This is a genomic window from Pseudomonas sp. R15(2017) (assembly GCF_002112685.1).
In the GTDB taxonomy this organism is placed as follows: Bacteria; Pseudomonadota; Gammaproteobacteria; order Pseudomonadales; family Pseudomonadaceae; genus Aquipseudomonas; species Aquipseudomonas glycinae.
The window spans coordinates 726,130-743,128 of the sequence record NZ_NEII01000001.1 but is presented as its reverse complement, the minus strand read 5'-3'; the positions used below and the strand labels follow the sequence as shown (position 1 = coordinate 743,128).

15 protein-coding genes are annotated in these 16,999 nt (G+C 60.1%); 12 read left to right on the top strand and 3 right to left on the bottom strand.

Annotated features, from left to right (window positions below; all coding sequences use genetic code 11):
- The first annotated feature begins 33 nt into the window (after nucleotides 1-33).
- The 11 genes from CAF77_RS03435 to CAF77_RS03385 all read left to right on the top strand — a co-directional run bounded on the left by CAF77_RS03435 (nucleotide 34) and on the right by CAF77_RS03385 (nucleotide 14,243).
- Nucleotides 34-2,847, top strand: a complete 2,814-nt coding sequence (locus tag CAF77_RS03435) for an LPS-assembly protein LptD (RefSeq protein ID WP_064380348.1) — start codon at nucleotides 34-36, stop codon at nucleotides 2,845-2,847.
- Nucleotides 2,828-4,144, top strand: coding sequence for a peptidylprolyl isomerase SurA (gene surA, locus CAF77_RS03430; protein WP_139831551.1), 1,317 nt, complete (start codon nucleotides 2,828-2,830; stop codon nucleotides 4,142-4,144). The genes CAF77_RS03435 and surA overlap by 20 nt, the downstream gene beginning before the upstream one ends.
- A complete protein-coding gene (pdxA, locus tag CAF77_RS03425) occupies nucleotides 4,141-5,130 on the top strand; it encodes a 4-hydroxythreonine-4-phosphate dehydrogenase PdxA (RefSeq protein WP_085654023.1) in 990 nt (329 codons plus the stop codon). Before surA ends, pdxA begins: the two co-directional genes overlap by 4 nt.
- Entirely contained in the window at nucleotides 5,127-5,945 is an 819-nt protein-coding gene (gene rsmA / locus CAF77_RS03420; RefSeq protein ID WP_064380344.1) for a 16S rRNA (adenine(1518)-N(6)/adenine(1519)-N(6))-dimethyltransferase RsmA, read from the top strand. The genes pdxA and rsmA overlap by 4 nt, the downstream gene beginning before the upstream one ends.
- 116 nt (nucleotides 5,946-6,061) lie before the next feature.
- Complete coding sequence (gene apaG / locus CAF77_RS03415) at nucleotides 6,062-6,442, top strand: Co2+/Mg2+ efflux protein ApaG (RefSeq protein WP_085654022.1); 381 nt, start codon at nucleotides 6,062-6,064, stop codon at nucleotides 6,440-6,442.
- Complete coding sequence (locus CAF77_RS03410) at nucleotides 6,442-7,323, top strand: symmetrical bis(5'-nucleosyl)-tetraphosphatase (protein ID WP_064380339.1); 882 nt, start codon at nucleotides 6,442-6,444, stop codon at nucleotides 7,321-7,323. Before apaG ends, CAF77_RS03410 begins: the two co-directional genes overlap by 1 nt.
- A gap of 33 nt (nucleotides 7,324-7,356) precedes the next feature.
- A complete protein-coding gene (glpE, locus tag CAF77_RS03405) occupies nucleotides 7,357-7,686 on the top strand; it encodes a thiosulfate sulfurtransferase GlpE (protein WP_064380338.1) in 330 nt (109 codons plus the stop codon).
- Nucleotides 7,687-7,982: 296 nt separating this feature from the next.
- Nucleotides 7,983-9,905: a PrkA family serine protein kinase gene (locus CAF77_RS03400; RefSeq protein WP_011336211.1), complete on the top strand. Its 1,923-nt coding sequence runs from the start codon at nucleotides 7,983-7,985 to the stop codon at nucleotides 9,903-9,905.
- A 205-nt stretch (nucleotides 9,906-10,110) separates the two neighbouring features.
- Nucleotides 10,111-11,382, top strand: coding sequence for a YeaH/YhbH family protein (locus CAF77_RS03395; protein ID WP_011336212.1), 1,272 nt, complete (start codon nucleotides 10,111-10,113; stop codon nucleotides 11,380-11,382).
- A complete protein-coding gene (locus tag CAF77_RS03390) occupies nucleotides 11,379-12,950 on the top strand; it encodes a SpoVR family protein (RefSeq protein WP_064380336.1) in 1,572 nt (523 codons plus the stop codon). The genes CAF77_RS03395 and CAF77_RS03390 overlap by 4 nt, the downstream gene beginning before the upstream one ends.
- A 63-nt stretch (nucleotides 12,951-13,013) precedes the next feature.
- Nucleotides 13,014-14,243, top strand: a complete 1,230-nt coding sequence (locus CAF77_RS03385) for a multifunctional CCA addition/repair protein (protein WP_085654021.1) — start codon at nucleotides 13,014-13,016, stop codon at nucleotides 14,241-14,243.
- A gap of 39 nt (nucleotides 14,244-14,282) precedes the next feature.
- Here CAF77_RS03385 and folK read toward each other — a convergent pair whose 3' ends face one another.
- Nucleotides 14,283-14,801, bottom strand: a complete 519-nt coding sequence (gene folK / locus CAF77_RS03380; RefSeq protein WP_064380332.1) for a 2-amino-4-hydroxy-6-hydroxymethyldihydropteridine diphosphokinase — start codon at nucleotides 14,799-14,801, stop codon at nucleotides 14,283-14,285.
- The gene (gene folB, locus CAF77_RS03375; protein WP_064380331.1) at nucleotides 14,792-15,148 is read right to left on the bottom strand and encodes a dihydroneopterin aldolase; all 357 of its coding nucleotides are present in this window, start codon (nucleotides 15,146-15,148) and stop codon (nucleotides 14,792-14,794) included. The genes folK and folB overlap by 10 nt, the downstream gene beginning before the upstream one ends.
- A 74-nt stretch (nucleotides 15,149-15,222) precedes the next feature.
- On the opposite strand from folB, the gene plsY reads away from it, so the two are divergent.
- Nucleotides 15,223-15,792 carry a glycerol-3-phosphate 1-O-acyltransferase PlsY gene (gene plsY, locus CAF77_RS03370; protein WP_007959895.1) on the top strand — a complete coding sequence of 190 codons (570 nt, stop codon included), beginning with the start codon at nucleotides 15,223-15,225 and terminating at the stop codon, nucleotides 15,790-15,792.
- A gap of 23 nt (nucleotides 15,793-15,815) precedes the next feature.
- Here the strand turns inward: plsY and tsaD are convergent, their stop codons facing one another.
- Entirely contained in the window at nucleotides 15,816-16,841 is a 1,026-nt protein-coding gene (gene tsaD, locus CAF77_RS03365) for a tRNA (adenosine(37)-N6)-threonylcarbamoyltransferase complex transferase subunit TsaD (protein ID WP_039768071.1), read from the bottom strand.
- Nucleotides 16,842-16,999 lie beyond the last annotated feature (158 nt).

The following is a 16,999-nucleotide window of genomic DNA, read 5'->3' as shown; positions in this document are numbered from 1 at the left end:
GCAGATGGCACGCAGGAAGCCCGGACTAATAAGATGGCATTGAAATCCCCCGCGTTTCGTAAAAAATTTCCGTTGTTGGTAACCGGCAGTCTGCTGGCTATGCAACCTCTGGCCAGTTCATTCGTTGTTGCCGCCGAGCAGTATGACTGCGCCGCCTCGGCAACGGGTGGCTGGGCCTGCTCGCCGAAGACGCCGGCCGCTGCCTTGCCGCCGCGTCCCGTGCATGACGGCAGTGCCGTCAGCGCCGCTGGCGAAGTCCCGGCCGAGAGCGGCTCCACTGCGGAGTCCGGGCCCAAGCCGGTACTGGTTACCGAGTCCAAGGGCCGTGGCTTGAAATCCCGTAGCGAAGACTACAGTCACCTCGACTGGGTTCCGCGCGAGAAGCTCACCGCCGCCCAACTGGCCGAGACCGGTCCTTACTGCTCTGGTTCCTATATCGAACCGATTCGTCCTGGCATGAATGACAAGACGAATAAAAGTGACGCCCCGACCTTCATCGGTGCCAAGGCATCGCGTTATCAGCAGGATTCGCAGGTCGCGAGTCTCGCCGGTGACGTGGTCATGCGTCAGGGCAGCATGCAGGTCGAAGCCGACGAGGCCAACCTGTATCAGGCCGAAAGCCGTGGAGAACTGGCGGGCAACGTGCGCATTCGCGACAACGGCGCGCTGATCGTCGGCGACCACGCCGATGTGCAGCTGGACACTGGCGAAGCCAAGGTCGACAACGCCGAATACGTGATGCACAAGTCGCGCATCCGCGGTAACGCGCTGTACGCCAAGCGTGCCGAAAACGCGATCATCCGTCTGAAGGACGGCACGTACACCACGTGCGAACCGAACAGCAACGCCTGGCAGCTCAAGGGCAACAACATCACCCTGAACCCTGCCACCGGTTTCGGTACCGCGACCAACGTGACGCTGCGGGTCAAGGACATTCCGGTCCTGTACACGCCATACATCTACTTCCCGATCGACGATCGTCGTCAGTCGGGCTTCCTGCCGCCGACCATCGGCTCCGGCAGCGACACCGGCTTCATGCTGGTCACCCCGTACTACTTCAACCTGGCACCGAACTACGATGCCACGTTGTATCCGCGCTACATGAGCAAGCGCGGCATGCTGATGGAAGGCGAGTTCCGCTACCTGACCAAGTCGAGCGAAGGCCAGTTCGGCGCGGCGTACCTCAACGACGAGGACGACGAACGCAAGGGCCAGACCGACTACGACAAGACTCGCTACATGTACAACTGGCAACACAAGGGTGGTCTCGACTCCCGCGTGTTCACCCAGGTGGACTACACCAAGATCAGCGATCCTTATTACTTCCAGGATCTGCAGACCGACCAGATCGGCGTGAAAAGCGCCGACTACGTGAACCAGCAGGGCTCGGTCACCTATCGTGGCGACAGCTACACCGCCCGCTTGAACGCCCAGGCGTACCAGCTGGCGACCGTATCGAACATCACACCTTATGACCGTCTGCCGCAGATCACCTTCAATGGTCAGCTGCCGTATCACCCGCAAGGCCTGGACTTCGATTACGAGACCGAAATCGTACGTTTCGAACGCGATCTGAAAAATGGCAATTTCATCAACGAAGACGGCACATCCGAACTGCGTCTGGACAACAACGTAACCGGTCTGGCTCGCGCCAACGGTAACCGTTTGAACCTCAAACCAGGTGTCAGCCTGCCTCTGGACTGGACATATGGCTTCCTGAAGCCATCTCTGAAATATCAGTACACCCAGTACGACCTCGATCTGGACGGTACCGGCAAGAACCAGATCGCCCAACAGCAGGCCTTCGCCGCTGCAACGGGTACCGACTTCATCAACGGTAGTTACAGCCGTAACCAGAACCGCGGCGTCCCGATCTTCAGTGTCGACAGCGGCCTGTATTTCGACCGCGACACCTCCTGGTTCGGCAAGAACTATCGCCAGACCCTGGAACCACGCCTGTTCTACCTCTATGTACCTGAGGAAAACCAGGAAGACATTCCGGTGTTCGATACCGGTGAGTACACCTTCAACTACGCATCGCTTTTCCGTGACAACCGGTTCTCCGGCTCCGACCGTGTCGGCGATGAAAACAAGCTGTCGCTGGGTGTCACCAACCGCTGGATCGAGGAAGACGGTTTCGAGCGTCAACGCATCAGCATCGGCCAGGCTCTCTACTTCAAGGATCGCGAAGTCCAGTTGCCGGGCATTGATCCAAAGACCCGCGACGACGCGCATTCCAATGTTTCGCCTTACGCACTGGAATACGAATACCGCTGGAACCGCGACTGGCGCACCACTGCCGATTACAACTGGGATCCGGACAGCCGCAGCCCGCGTTCCGGCAGCGCGATGTTCCATTACCAGCCTGAAGACAACCCGAACAAGGTGGTCAACGTCGGTTATCGCTATCGCAACGACCAGGTTCGTTACGACCAGAACACCGGTAAATGGTCGGTGGGCGGTGGTGATTACGGCACCCCTGGCCAGCCTGGCTACGTGAAGGACTACTACAAGATCCAGCAGCATGACTTCTCGGTCATCTGGCCGATCGTTCCGCAGTGGAGCGCGATCAGCCGCTGGCAGTACGACTACAACCGCAATCGCACGCTGGAAGCCTTCGGTGGTTTCGAATATGACAACTGCTGCTGGAAACTGCGCCTGATCAACCGTTACTGGGTCAGCTATGACGAATTCAGTCAGAACGCCCCGGAAAACGAAAAAGGCGACCACGGCGTCTTCCTCCAAATTGTTCTGAAGGGACTCGGCGGCCTCACTGGCGCCAAGGTAGAGAGCTTCCTCGACAAAGGCATCCAAGGTTATCGTCAACGTGAAGACCAAGCTTTCTGATTGTCTGCGCCCGCTGATGCTGGGCGCGCTGTTCCTGGGTACCGCGGCCAACGCCGCGGTGCAGTCCATCGATAAGGTTGTGGCCATCGTCGACAACGACGTGGTCATGCAGAGCCAGCTGGATCAACGCGTCCACGAAGTTCAGCAAACCATCGCCAAGCGTGGCGGCGGTCTGCCGCCTCCGGGCGTACTGGATCAACAGGTGCTCGAACGCCTGATCGTCGAAAACCTGCAATTGCAGATCGGCGAACGTTCCGGCATCCGTATCACCGATGAGGAACTGAACCAGGCTGTGGGCACCATTGCCCAGCGCAACAACATGACCCCGGAGCAGTTCCGCATCGCCCTGTCCCGTGACGGCCTCTCCTATGAAGACGCTCGCGAGCAGATCCGCCGCGAAATGATCATCAGCCGTGTACGCCAGCGTCGTGTGGCCGAACGTATTCAGGTCTCGGAACAGGAAGTGAAGAACTTCCTCGCCTCCGACCTGGGCAAGATGCAACTGTCCGAAGAACTGCACCTGGCCAACATCCTGATTCCGACCCCGGAAAGCGCCAACTCCGAAGCGATTCAGAGTGCTGCACGCAAGGCGATGGAGGTTTACCAGCAGCTCAAGCAAGGCGCTGACTTCGGCCAGATGGCCGTGGCCAACTCTGCCAGTGACAACGCGCTGGAAGGCGGCGACATGGGCTGGCGCAAAGCTGCTCAACTGCCCCCGCCATTCGACCGTGAACTGAGCAGCATGACACCGGGCGACATCACTCCACCGGCACGCACTCCGGGCGGTTTCATCATCCTGAAGCTGCTGGAAAAGCGTGGTGGCGAAAGCCAGATGCGCGACGAAGTGCATGTGCGCCACATCCTGGTCAAGCCGAGTCCGGTTCGCGACGAAGCCAAGACCAAGGAACTGGCTCAGTCGCTCTATAACCGCATCGAAGCCGGTGAAGATTTCGCCGAACTGGCCAAGAAGTATTCGGAAGACCCGGGCTCTGCGCTCAACGGCGGCGACCTGAACTGGATCGACCCGAACGCACTGGTACCGGAATTCCGCGCCGTGATGGCCAAGTCCCCGCAGGGTCAGCTGTCCAAGCCGTTCCAGACCCAGTACGGCTGGCACGTTCTGGAAGTCCTTGGCCGTCGCGCCACCGACAGCACCGAACAGGCCCGTGAGCAGCAAGCGATGACCGTACTGCGTAACCGCAAATACGACGAAGAGCTGCAAACCTGGCTGCGTCAGATCCGTGACGAAGCGTACGTAGAGATCAAACTCCCTGGTGCAGACCAGGCAGCGCAGTGAAACCCAAGCGTTTCGCGCTGACACCCGGCGAACCGGCCGGCATCGGTCCCGACCTGTGCCTGCTGCTCGCCTCGCAAGCCCAGCCACACCCCCTGATTGCCATCACCAGCCGCGACCTGCTCCAAGAGCGGGCCGCGCAGCTGGGGCTGGCTGTCAGCTTGCTGGAAGTTGCGCCTGACAACTGGCCGGACGCTCCCGCGCCCGCCAACAGCCTGTACGTCTGGGACACCCCGCTCAGCGCCCCCGTGGTCGCCGGGCAACTGGACAAGGCCAACGCCGCATTCGTCCTCGAAACCCTGACCCGAGCCGGCAATGGCTGTCTGAACGGCGACTTCGCCGGGATGATCACCGCGCCTGTGCACAAAGGCGTGATCAACGAATCGGGCATCGCGTTTTCCGGTCACACCGAGTTTCTCGCCGACCTGACCCACACCGCCCAAGTGGTGATGATGCTCGCCACCCGCGGTTTGCGCGTGGCGCTGGTCACCACTCACCTGCCCTTGCGCGACATTGCCGATGCGATCACGCCGGAGCGCCTGGAACGGGTCACGCGGATTCTGCACGCCGACCTGCAACAAAAATTCGGCATCGCCCAACCGCGTATCCTGGTCTGCGGACTCAACCCGCACGCCGGCGAAGGCGGACACCTGGGCCATGAAGAAATCGACATCATCGAACCCACATTGGAGCGCCTGCGCGGCGAGGGCATGGACCTTCGTGGCCCGCTGCCTGCCGACACTCTGTTTACCCCCAAATATCTGGAGCACTGTGACGCAGTGCTGGCGATGTACCACGACCAGGGTCTGCCCGTGCTGAAGTACAAAGGCTTCGGCGCTGCAGTCAACGTGACCCTGGGCCTGCCGATCATCCGCACCTCGGTCGACCATGGCACCGCCCTGGATCTGGCCGGCAGCGGCAGGATCGACACCGGCAGCCTGCAAGTCGCCCTGGAAACCGCCTACCAGATGGCCGAGACCCGTTTATGACCGAGCAATACCAACACAAGGCGCGCAAACGCTTTGGCCAGAACTTCCTGCACGATGCCGGCGTCATCGACCGCATCCTGCGCTCCATCAATGCCAAGGCCGGCGACCGCATGCTGGAAATCGGGCCGGGCCAGGGCGCACTGACCGCCGGCATCCTCAACTCAGGGGCAGAGCTGGATGTGGTGGAGCTGGACAAGGACCTGATCCCGATCCTCAACCAGCAGTTTGCCGGCAAGAGCAACTTCAATCTGCATCAGGGCGATGCGCTGAAGTTCGACTTCAATACCCTGAACGCTGCGCCGAATAGCCTGCGCGTGGTCGGCAACCTGCCGTACAACATCTCCACGCCGCTGATTTTCCACCTGCTGAACAACGCCGGCATCATTCGCGACATGCACTTCATGCTGCAGAAGGAAGTGGTCGAGCGTCTGGCCGCCGGTCCCGGTGGCGGTGACTGGGGCCGTCTGTCGATCATGGTTCAGTACCACTGCCGGGTCGAGCACCTGTTCAACGTCGGCCCGGGCGCATTCAATCCGCCGCCGAAAGTCGACTCGGCGATCGTCCGCCTGGTACCGCACGCGGTGCTGCCGCATCCGGCCAAGGATCATCGCCTGCTCGAGCGTGTGGTGCGTGAAGCCTTCAACCAGCGCCGCAAGACCCTGCGCAACACCCTCAAGCAGTTGCTGAGCAATGCCGAAATCGAAGCCGCCGGCGTCGATGGCAGCCTGCGCCCCGAGCAACTCGATCTGGCCGCGTTCGTACGTCTGGCCGACAAGCTCGCCGAACAGCCGGCGAAAGCACCTGAAGCCGACTGACCGGCAATGATCGCTATCGGGCAGGATGCCAACTCTGGTCTACTGCCCGATACTTGCCTAGACTGAATCCCAATCAGCTACGCCCCGCGTCCCGCTTCGTTTTTAAGGCCTTTTGCATGTCCGATCCTCGCTACCAGGTCGATGTCAGTGTCGTTACCCACTATCTGGCAGACCAATCGCAACCCGAGCACGAGCGCTTTGCCTTCGCCTACACCATCACCGTGCAGAACAATGGCGAGCAGCCGGCCCGCCTGATGTCGCGCCACTGGATCATCACCGATGGCGACGGGCATGTCGAAGAAGTGCGCGGCGCCGGCGTGGTCGGCCAGCAACCGTTGATCGGCGCTGGAAAAAGCCACACCTACAGCAGCGGCACGGTCATGACTACCAAGGTCGGCACCATGCAAGGCACTTACGAAATGGTCGCCGACGACGGCAAGCATTTCGATGCGATCATCAAGCCCTTCCGCCTCGCCGTTCCCGGAGCCCTGCACTGATGGCGACGTATGCCGTCGGCGACCTGCAAGGCTGCCTCGAACCGCTCAAGTGCCTGCTCAAGCAGGTCGCGTTCGACCCGACCCTGGATCGCCTGTGGCTGGTCGGCGATCTGGTCAACCGAGGCCCGCAGTCACTGGAAACCCTGCGCTTTCTTTATGGCATGCGCGACTCGCTGGTCTGCGTGCTCGGCAACCATGACCTGCACTTGCTGGCAGCGGCGAAGAACATCGAGCGCATGAAGAAGTCCGACACGCTGCGTGAAATTCTTGAAGCGCCCGACTGCGCCGAACTGATGGAGTGGCTGCGCCAGCAGAAACTCATGCACTACGACGAACAACGTGAAGTGGCCATGGTGCACGCGGGCATCCCGCCGCAATGGTCGCTGCGCAAAGCGCTCAAATACGCCGCCGAAGTCGAGGCCGCGTTGCGTGATGACAACCTGCTTCCACCCTTCCTCGACGGTATGTACGGCAACGAGCCGGCGAAATGGGACAGCGACCTCAAAGGCGTGACACGCCTGCGGGTAATCACCAATTATTTCACCCGCATGCGTTTCTGCACCGCCGAAGGCAAGCTCGACCTCAAGAGCAAGGAAGGCCTCGACACCGCGCCACCGGGCTACAAACCCTGGTTCCAGCACAAGGAACGCAAGACCCGTGGCCTGCGGATCATTTTCGGCCACTGGGCGGCACTGGAAGGCATCGTCCACGAGCCGGGTATTGCAGCCCTCGACACCGGTTGCGTCTGGGGCGGAAGCCTGACCCTGATGAATGTCGACAGCGGCGAACGACTTTCATGCAAATGCGACGAACATGGGGCCGTACTGCCCACCGTCGCACCACTGATCACCGAATCCTCTCCCGTCAGCGCCCCGCGCTAGACTGCGTTTTCAGCCGAGCCACAGGAGCCCGCCATGAGCGAATTCAAACGTATCCCCCCGGAACAGGCCCAGGCCCTGCGCGAGCAAGGCGCCGTGGTCGTCGACGTCCGTGACCCGGCAACATTTGCCGCACTGCACATCAGCGGCTCGAAGCATCTGGACAATCATTCCCTGCATGCTTTCATCCAGGGCGCCGACCTCGATGCCCCCACCGTCGTGGTCTGCTACCACGGCAACTCGAGCCAGGGTGCCGCCGCGTATCTCGTGAGCCAGGGCTTTTCCGACGTCTACAGCATGGACGGCGGCTTCGAACTGTGGCGTACGACTTTTCCTTCGGAAACCGCGCAAGGCACCGCCGAATAATTTTTTTGTAACGCGCAAGCCCCGGCTCCCGTGGGCTCGCGCGGTGGCAGACGAACGGTCTGCCACAACTAATTACGTATCTCGCCTTTACCTCCCGAATTCCCAACTATCCTTAAGCCCAGGCCATCCAAAACAGGGGAGAGCCGGTACACCGGCGCACGGGTCATCGGGAGTGACTTTCGCGATTGTCGATCGCGGAAGGGTTCTGGGGGGTAAACAACAGCTGCCATCGCGGCTGCTGCCAGCATCGACTGAGTGATCCGGCGTCGGCTCCACGTATCGAGCGAGGTGACGTCATGAGTATCTTTAGCCACTTCCAACAACGCTTCGAGTCCACACGCCAGGAAGAATTCTCCCTGCAGGAGTACCTGGAACTGTGCAAAAAGGATCGCAGTGCCTACGTTTCCGCCGCCGAGCGTCTGTTAATGGCCATCGGCGAACCGGAACTGCTCGACACCTCGACCAATTCGAGGCTGTCGCGCATCTTTTCCAACAAGGTGATCCGCCGCTATCCGGCCTTTGAAGACTTCCACGGGATGGAAGAATGCATCGACCAGATCGTGTCGTATTTCCGCCATGCCGCCCAAGGCCTGGAAGAGAAGAAACAGATCCTCTATCTGCTCGGCCCTGTCGGCGGCGGTAAATCGTCCTTGGCCGAGAAGCTGAAACAACTGATGGAAAAAGTGCCCTTCTATGCCATCAAGGGCTCGCCGGTATTCGAATCGCCACTGGGTCTGTTCAACGCCACCGAAGATGGCGCGATCCTCGAAGAAGACTTTGGCATTCCACGGCGCTACCTGAACACCATCATGTCGCCATGGGCCACCAAGCGCCTGGCCGAATTCGGCGGCGACATCAGCCAGTTCCGCGTGGTCAAGCTGTACCCGTCGATCCTCAACCAGATCGCCGTGGCCAAGACCGAACCGGGTGACGAAAACAACCAGGACATCTCCGCGCTGGTGGGCAAGGTCGATATCCGCAAACTCGAAGAGTTCCCGCAGAACGACGCCGACGCCTACAGCTACTCCGGTGCGCTGTGCCGGGCCAACCAGGGCTTGATGGAATTCGTCGAAATGTTCAAGGCACCGATCAAGGTGCTGCACCCATTGCTGACTGCGACCCAGGAAGGCAACTACAACAGTACCGAAGGCCTCGGTGCGATTCCGTTCACCGGGATTCTGCTGGCTCACTCCAACGAATCGGAGTGGCACACCTTCCGCAACAACAAGAACAACGAAGCCTTCATCGACCGGATCTATATCGTCAAGGTGCCGTACTGCCTGCGGGTCAGCGACGAGGTGAAGATCTACGACAAGCTGTTGTTCAACAGCTCCCTGGCCAAGGCCCATTGCGCGCCGGATACCCTGAAGATGCTGGCGCAGTTCACCGTGCTGTCACGCCTGAAGGAGCCGGAAAACTCCAACATCTATTCGAAGATGCGCGTGTATGACGGCGAAAACCTCAAGGACACCGATCCGAAGGCCAAGTCGATCCAGGAATACCGCGACGCGGCGGGCGTCGACGAAGGCATGAACGGTCTGTCGACCCGGTTCGCTTTCAAGATTCTGTCCAAGGTCTTCAACTTCGATCCGCACGAAATTGCCGCCAACCCGGTACACCTGCTCTATGTGCTGGAACAGCAGATCGAACAGGAACAGTTCCAGGCCGAAACCCGCGAGCGCTATCTGCGTTACCTGAAAGAGTACCTGGCGCCGCGTTATATCGAATTCATCGGCAAGGAGATCCAGACCGCCTACCTCGAGTCTTACAGCGAGTACGGCCAGAACATCTTCGACCGCTACGTGCTGTATGCGGACTTCTGGATTCAGGATCAGGAATACCGCGATCCGGAAACCGGCGAGATCCTCAATCGCGTCGCCCTCAACGAGGAGCTGGAAAAGATCGAGAAACCGGCCGGCATCAGCAATCCGAAGGATTTCCGCAACGAAATCGTCAACTTCGTATTGCGTGCCCGGGCCAATAACAATGGCAAGAACCCGACCTGGCTCAGCTACGAAAAACTGCGGGTGGTCATCGAGAAGAAAATGTTCTCGAACACCGAGGACCTGCTGCCAGTCATCAGCTTCAACGCCAAGGCCAGCAAAGAGGATCAGCAGAAACACAACGACTTCGTTACACGAATGGTCGAACGCGGCTACACCGACAAACAGGTACGACTGCTCTCCGAGTGGTATCTGCGGGTCAGAAAATCACAGTAAACCGCGACCGGTCAGACCGGTTGTCGTCAGCCCGAGGCCTGTGCACGCATTTTCTGCTACACAGGCCTCTGGAAGGTGTTCGAAAGGCGGTAGCGAGGTTCAGGCAGCACCCAAAGCGCTTGGGGGAGCGTGTACGTCCCTTGGCATTCGGTTCAATGCTGCATGACCGCTCGCCCCTTTGCAGGACAGCTTCTAAGGAGCAGTCATGAGCTATGTGATCGACCGACGTCTCAATGGCAAGAACAAAAGCACGGTGAACCGTCAGCGCTTCCTGCGGCGTTACCGTGACCACATCAAGAAGGCTGTCGAAGAGGCGGTCAGCCGGCGTTCCATCACCGATATGGAGCACGGCGAGCAGATCAGCATTCCCGGTCGCGATATCGACGAACCGGTGCTTCACCATGGTCGCGGCGGCAAGCAGACCGTGGTTCATCCCGGCAACAAGGAATTCACCGCTGGCGAACACATCGCGCGTCCGCCGGGAGGTGGCGGAGGCCGTGGGCCGGGCAAGGCCGGCAACTCCGGCGAAGGCATGGACGAATTCGTTTTCCAGATCACCCAGGAAGAATTCCTCGAATTCATGTTCGAGGACCTCGAACTGCCCAACCTGGTCAAGCGCAACCTGACCGGCACCGATACCTTCAAGACCGTGCGCGCCGGGATCAGCAACGAGGGCAATCCGTCGCGGATCAACATCATCCGCACCCTGCGTTCGGCTCATGCGCGACGCATTGCGTTATCGGGCAGCAGCCGCGCCAAATTGCGCGAGGTCAAAGAGGAGCTGGCGCGACTCAAACGCGAAGAACCGGACAACTTCGGCGATATTCAGGATCTTGAAGCAGAAATCGAGCGACTCAGTGCGCGTATCCATCGCGTGCCGTTTCTCGATACGTTCGATTTGAAATACAACCTGCTGGTCAAGCAACCCAATCCAAGCTCCAAAGCCGTGATGTTCTGCCTGATGGACGTTTCCGGCTCCATGACCCAGGCAACCAAGGACATCGCCAAGCGTTTCTTCATCCTGCTGTACCTGTTCCTCAAACGGAACTACGACAAGATCGATGTGGTGTTCATCCGCCACCACACCAGCGCCCGGGAAGTGGACGAAGAGGAGTTTTTCTATTCCCGCGAGACCGGCGGCACCATCGTTTCCAGTGCACTCAAGCTGATGCAGGAGATCATGGCCGAGCGCTACCCGAGCAACGAGTGGAACATCTACGCCGCCCAGGCTTCCGACGGCGACAACTGGAACGACGACTCACCGATCTGCCGCGACATCCTGATCAACCAGATCATGCCGTTCGTGCAGTACTACACTTACGTGGAGATCACCCCGCGCGAACATCAGGCCTTGTGGTACGAGTACGAACGCATCGCCGAAGCTTTTTCCGACACTTTTGCCCAGCAACAACTGGTCTCGGCCGGGGATATCTATCCGGTCTTCCGTGAACTCTTCCAGCGCAGGTTAGTGACATGACCGCCAAGACCGCCAAAGAGCAGAAGCGCCAACCCATTTCCATCGGCTCGGAATGGACTTTCGAGCTGATCCAGACGTACGACCGTGAAATCGCCCGTATCGCGGCCCGTTATGCTTTGGATACCTACCCCAACCAGATCGAAGTGATTACCGCCGAGCAGATGATGGACGCCTACGCGTCGGTCGGCATGCCGCTGGGCTATCACCACTGGTCCTACGGCAAGCACTTCCTCAGCACCGAGAAATCCTACAGTCGCGGGCAGATGGGGCTGGCGTACGAGATCGTGATCAACTCGGATCCGTGCATCGCCTACCTGATGGAGGAAAACACCATCTGCATGCAGGCACTGGTGGTCGCGCATGCATGCTACGGCCACAACAGCTTCTTCAAGGGCAACTATCTGTTCCGCACCTGGACCGACGCCAGTTCGATCATCGATTACCTGGTATTCGCCAAGCAGTACATCATGCAGTGCGAGGAGCGCCACGGGATCGATGCCGTGGAGGATCTGCTCGATTCCTGCCACGCCCTGATGAACTACGGTGTCGACCGCTACAAACGTCCGTACCCGATTTCCGCCGAAGAGGAGCGGCGTCGGCAGAAGGATCGCGAAGAACACCTGCAGAAGCAGATCAACGACCTGTGGCGCACGATTCCCAAAGGCGCGGACAAGTACAGCGACAAGGACAACGCGCGCTTCCCGGCCGAGCCGCAGGAAAACATCCTGTATTTCATCGAGAAACACGCCCCGCTGCTGGAACCCTGGCAGCGCGAGATCGTGCGGATCGTGCGCAAGATCGCCCAGTATTTCTATCCGCAGCGCCAGACTCAGGTGATGAACGAAGGCTGGGCGACGTTCTGGCACTACACGCTGATGAACGACCTGTACGACGAAGGCCTGGTGACGGACGGCTTCATGATGGAGTTCCTGACGTCCCACACCAGCGTGGTGTTCCAGCCGGGGTTCGACAGCCCTTACTACAACGGTATCAACCCGTATGCGCTGGGTTTTGCGATGTATCGCGACATCCGCCGCATGTGCGAAGAGCCCACGGAAGAAGACCGCCGCTGGTTCCCGGAAATCGCCGGCAGCGACTGGCTGTCGACCATCAAGTTCGCCATGAGCAGCTTCAAGGATGAGAGCTTCATCCTGCAGTACCTGTCACCCAAGGTGATCCGTGACCTGAAGCTGTTCAGCATCCTCGATGACGATCAGAAGGACGATCTGCTGGTGCCCGCAATCCATGACGAGGGCGGTTACCGGATCATCCGCGAGACCCTGGCCGCGCAGTACAACCTGGGCAACCGCGAACCGAACGTGCAGATCTACAGCATCGACCGCCGCGGCGACCGCTCGCTGACCCTGCGCCACCAGCAACATGACCGCAAACCGCTGGGCGATTCCACCGAGGAGGTTCTTAAACACCTGCACCGGCTGTGGGGCTTCGACATTCATCTGGAAACCCTGCAGGGCGACCAGATCATGAAGACCCATCATGTTCCGCCCCGCAGCGAACACAGCGAGGGGGATTACGGTCGACTCGACCTGGCCGTCATTCATCTTTGATCCCGTTCAGGCCTCCGAAAGTCCGGCGCAAGGGTTATCCTGTCGGGCCAACGGAGGTTTTTTATGCAGATTTACAAGGTCGGCGGTGCGGTACGTGATCGCCTGCTGGGCAAAGCGGTCACCGATATCGATTGGGTGGTGGTCGGCGCGACTACAGAAGAAATGCTCGCCAAGGGATTTCGCCCGGTCGGTGCGGATTTCCCGGTGTTTCTTCACCCGAAAAGTGGCGAGGAGTACGCCCTCGCCCGCACCGAGCGCAAGAGCGGTCGTGGTTATGGTGGTTTCACCTTTCACGCCAGCCCCGAGGTCACGCTTGAAGAAGACCTGATCCGCCGCGACCTTACGATCAACGCCATGGCCGAGGATGATCAGCAAAACCTGACCGATCCCTACCACGGCCAGCGCGATCTCGAAGAGCGGATTCTGCGTCACGTTTCCCCCGCGTTTGCCGAGGATCCGCTCCGGGTTCTGCGTGTTGCGCGCTTTGCCGCCCGTTACGCGGAGCTGGGTTTCAAGGTAGCGCCCGAGACCCTGGAGCTGATGCGTCAGCTCAGCGCATCGGGCGAATTGCAAGCCCTTACGGCCGAACGCAGCTGGAAAGAGATTTCCCGCGCGCTTATGGAAGATCAGCCCCAGGTGTTCATTCAGGTACTGCGCGATTGCGGCGCCTTGAAGGTGCTGATGCCAGAGGTCGATGCCTTGTTCGGCGTACCGCAACCGGAAGCCCATCACCCGGAAATCGACAGCGGCCTTCACACCCTGAGCGTGCTTGAGCAGTCAGCCCTGCACAAACAACCGCTGACCGTGCGTTGGGCCTGCCTGCTGCACGACCTCGGCAAAGGCCTTACTCCAGAAGAGGAATGGCCACGGCACATCGCCCATGAGCACAAAGGCCTGAAGTTGATCAAAGCGGTCAACGAGCGCTTCAAGGCACCGAAGGACTGTCAGGAGCTGGCCTTGCTGGTTGGCCAGTATCACACCCACGGACATCGTGCTCTAGAACTGAAGGCTTCGACCTTGCTTGAGTTGCTGCAAAGCTTTGACGTTTACCGTCGGCCGCAGCGTTTCGAAGAATTCATCGTCGCGTGCGAGATGGACGCCCGAGGCCTCAAAGGGCTTGAGCAGCGCAGTTATCCACAGGCGGATTACCTGCGCGGCGCGGCCAATGTGGCCCGCAGTGTGGCCGTGCAGCCGTTGCTGGAGAAAGGATTCAAAGGCCCGGAACTGGGCGAGGCGCTCAAGCGCGAACGGCTCAAGGCGTTGAAGGCTTACAAGGAATCGGCGGTGCCTTGAAAACACCCGATCCGCCCTCGCAAGGGCGGATCAAACTGTTCAAGACAGATCTGAAGGCGTGAGCTGAGTACCGCGCCACTCAAATCCGACCGGTGCCAGCACCTGATCGATCTGTGCTTCGGCCCACAATGTGGCAAAGCTTTTTCCTGCACCGGGATGCACCCGATCCGGCGCAATCAGCGACAGCGGCCACAATACAAAGGCATTCTTCAGGATCTCCGCGCGGGGCAGGATCAGTCCGTCGAAGTTGCCGGTCAGATCGCCATACAGCAACACGTCGATATCCAGCGGCAAGCCCTTGCGATCCGGCGCATAGCGGCCATTGTCCGCTTCAATGAACTTCAGGCGGCGATCCAGCTCGATCAACGGCAGATCCGTAAGAGCCGACACCACGAAGTTGAAGAACGGCCCGCTCTTGATCCCCACCGGCTGACTTTCGAATACAGGCGAACAGCGGATATCCACGAGAAACGTGGACAAGGCATCCAGACCGGCCTGCAAATGGGTTTCGCGCTCGATATTGCTGCCGAGCCCGAGATAGACCTGGGTCAGCGGCATCCGCGCTCGATCTCCACACCCACACCACCCTTGGCGGCCGGTACGGCACCTGGCTTGGTCAGCTTCAGGCGCACCCAGGTGATCTTGAATTCGCTCATCAGCACCTCAACCAGACGCTCGGCGAAGGTCTCGACCAGTTGATACCGGGATTGCTCCGCAAAGGCCTGGATCCGTGTGGACACACTGGCGTAATCGAGCGCCAGGGTCAGGTCGTCACCGGCAGCGGCCGGGCGATTGTCCCAGGCGAAGCTCAAATCAAGACGCAGGCACTGTCGGATGCCGCGCTCCCAGTCGTAGGCACCGATCACGGTGTCGACTTCCAGGCCCTCGATAAACACTCTGTCCAAGCACTTTTCTCCGCTGCACGACAAGGGCGCAATGCGCCGTTAGAATCAGGGCGTCCTCGCCCGGAATAGTTAGCATGTTTTGGTTACTGGCGATCCTCGCCTACCTGCTCGGCTCTCTGTCCTTCGCCATTTTGCTCAGCCGCCTGACCGGAAATCCGGATCCGCGAATGAGTGGCTCGGGTAATGCCGGCGCCACCAACATGCTGCGCCTGGCCGGACGCAAACTCGCGATCCTGACCCTGCTGGGTGATCTGTGCAAAGGCCTGCTGCCGGTGCTGATCGCTTCGGCAATGGGCCTCTCGCTACAGGATCAGGCGTGGATCGGCGTCTGCGCCGTGATCGGTCACCTGTTCCCTTTGTACTTTCGCTTTCGCGGTGGCAAGGGCGTCGCCACGGCGGCCGGCATGCTGCTGGGCCTGTATCCACCCGCCGCGCTGCTGGCCGTGTGCGCCTGGCTGCTGACGTTTTACCTGACCCGCACCAGTTCGCTGGCGGCGTTGATCGCCACTCCGCTGACCCTGCCGTTGCTGGCATGGCAGGAACCGGCGGCCCTGTTGCCGATGAGCACGCTGACACTGCTGATCGTCTGGCGCCACCGGGGCAATCTACGCGACCTGTTCGCCGGGCGCGAACGGCATTTTTAAATACCGCCCGTGAGCGCCGCTCATCACAGCGCCGACAATTGCTCCATCGGCCAGCGCGCCTGCACACTGATCGCCAGGCTCTCCTGCTGGCCGGCCTGCAACCGCTGGCAGCCGGCAAACGCGATCATTGCGCCGTTATCGGTGCAAAACTCGGGACGGGCATAAAACACATCGCCCTTCATGTCGCCGAGCATTTTCTCCAGCGAAACCCGCAGCGCCTTGTTGGCACTGACGCCGCCGGCGATTACCAGCCGCTTCATGCCCGCCTGTTTGAGGGCACGCTTGCACTTGATGGTCAAAGTCTCCACCACGGCCTGCTGGAACGCCAGCGCGATGTCGCAACGGGCTTGCTCGCTGTCGTCCCCGGCGCTGACGCACTGCTGCCAGGTGTTGAGAGCGAAGGTCTTCAAGCCGCTGAAGCTGAAATCCAGGCCCGGGCGATCACACATCGGACGCGGGAAGGTGAAACGTCCTGCGACGCCCTTCTCTGCCAGCTTGGCGATTTCCGGACCGCCCGGATAATTCAGGCCCATCATTTTTGCAGTCTTGTCGAAGGCTTCGCCCGCGGCATCATCCAGCGTCTCGCCGAGCAGGCTGTATTGGCCGATGCCATCGACCTGAACCAGCTGCGTATGACCACCGGACACCAACAAAGCGACGAACGGAAATTCCGGCGGTTTTGGCTCCAGCATCGGCGCCAGCAAATGGCCTTCCATGTGGTGCACGCCGAGCGCCGGAATGCCCCAGGCAAACGCCAGCGCCTGGGCACACGAAGCACCCACCAGCAGCGCCCCGACCAGGCCGGGACCTGCGGTGTAGGCGATGGCGTCGATTTCGGTCGGCACGCAGTCGGCCTCGGCCAGCACCTGACGAATCAGGGGCAGCATGCGCTTTACGTGGTCGCGCGATGCGAGCTCCGGCACAACGCCGCCATAGACGCGGTGCAGGTCGATCTGACTGAACAGCGCGTCGGCCAGCAGTCCGCGCTCGCTGTCGTACAAAGCGACGCCGGTTTCGTCGCAGGAAGTTTCTAATCCCAGTACTAGCATGGGTTTGCGCCTTGTTTAGGCTGAATTCGAAGGCGCGCATAATAGTCGCCGCGTGATGCCCCGACCAGCGGTTTTCGATCAGAGGCTTTGCATTCCGAGCGATGAGGGGTTAACATCCGCAACCCTTAAAAACCGACGTCTTCAAGTGCTCTTTTGCC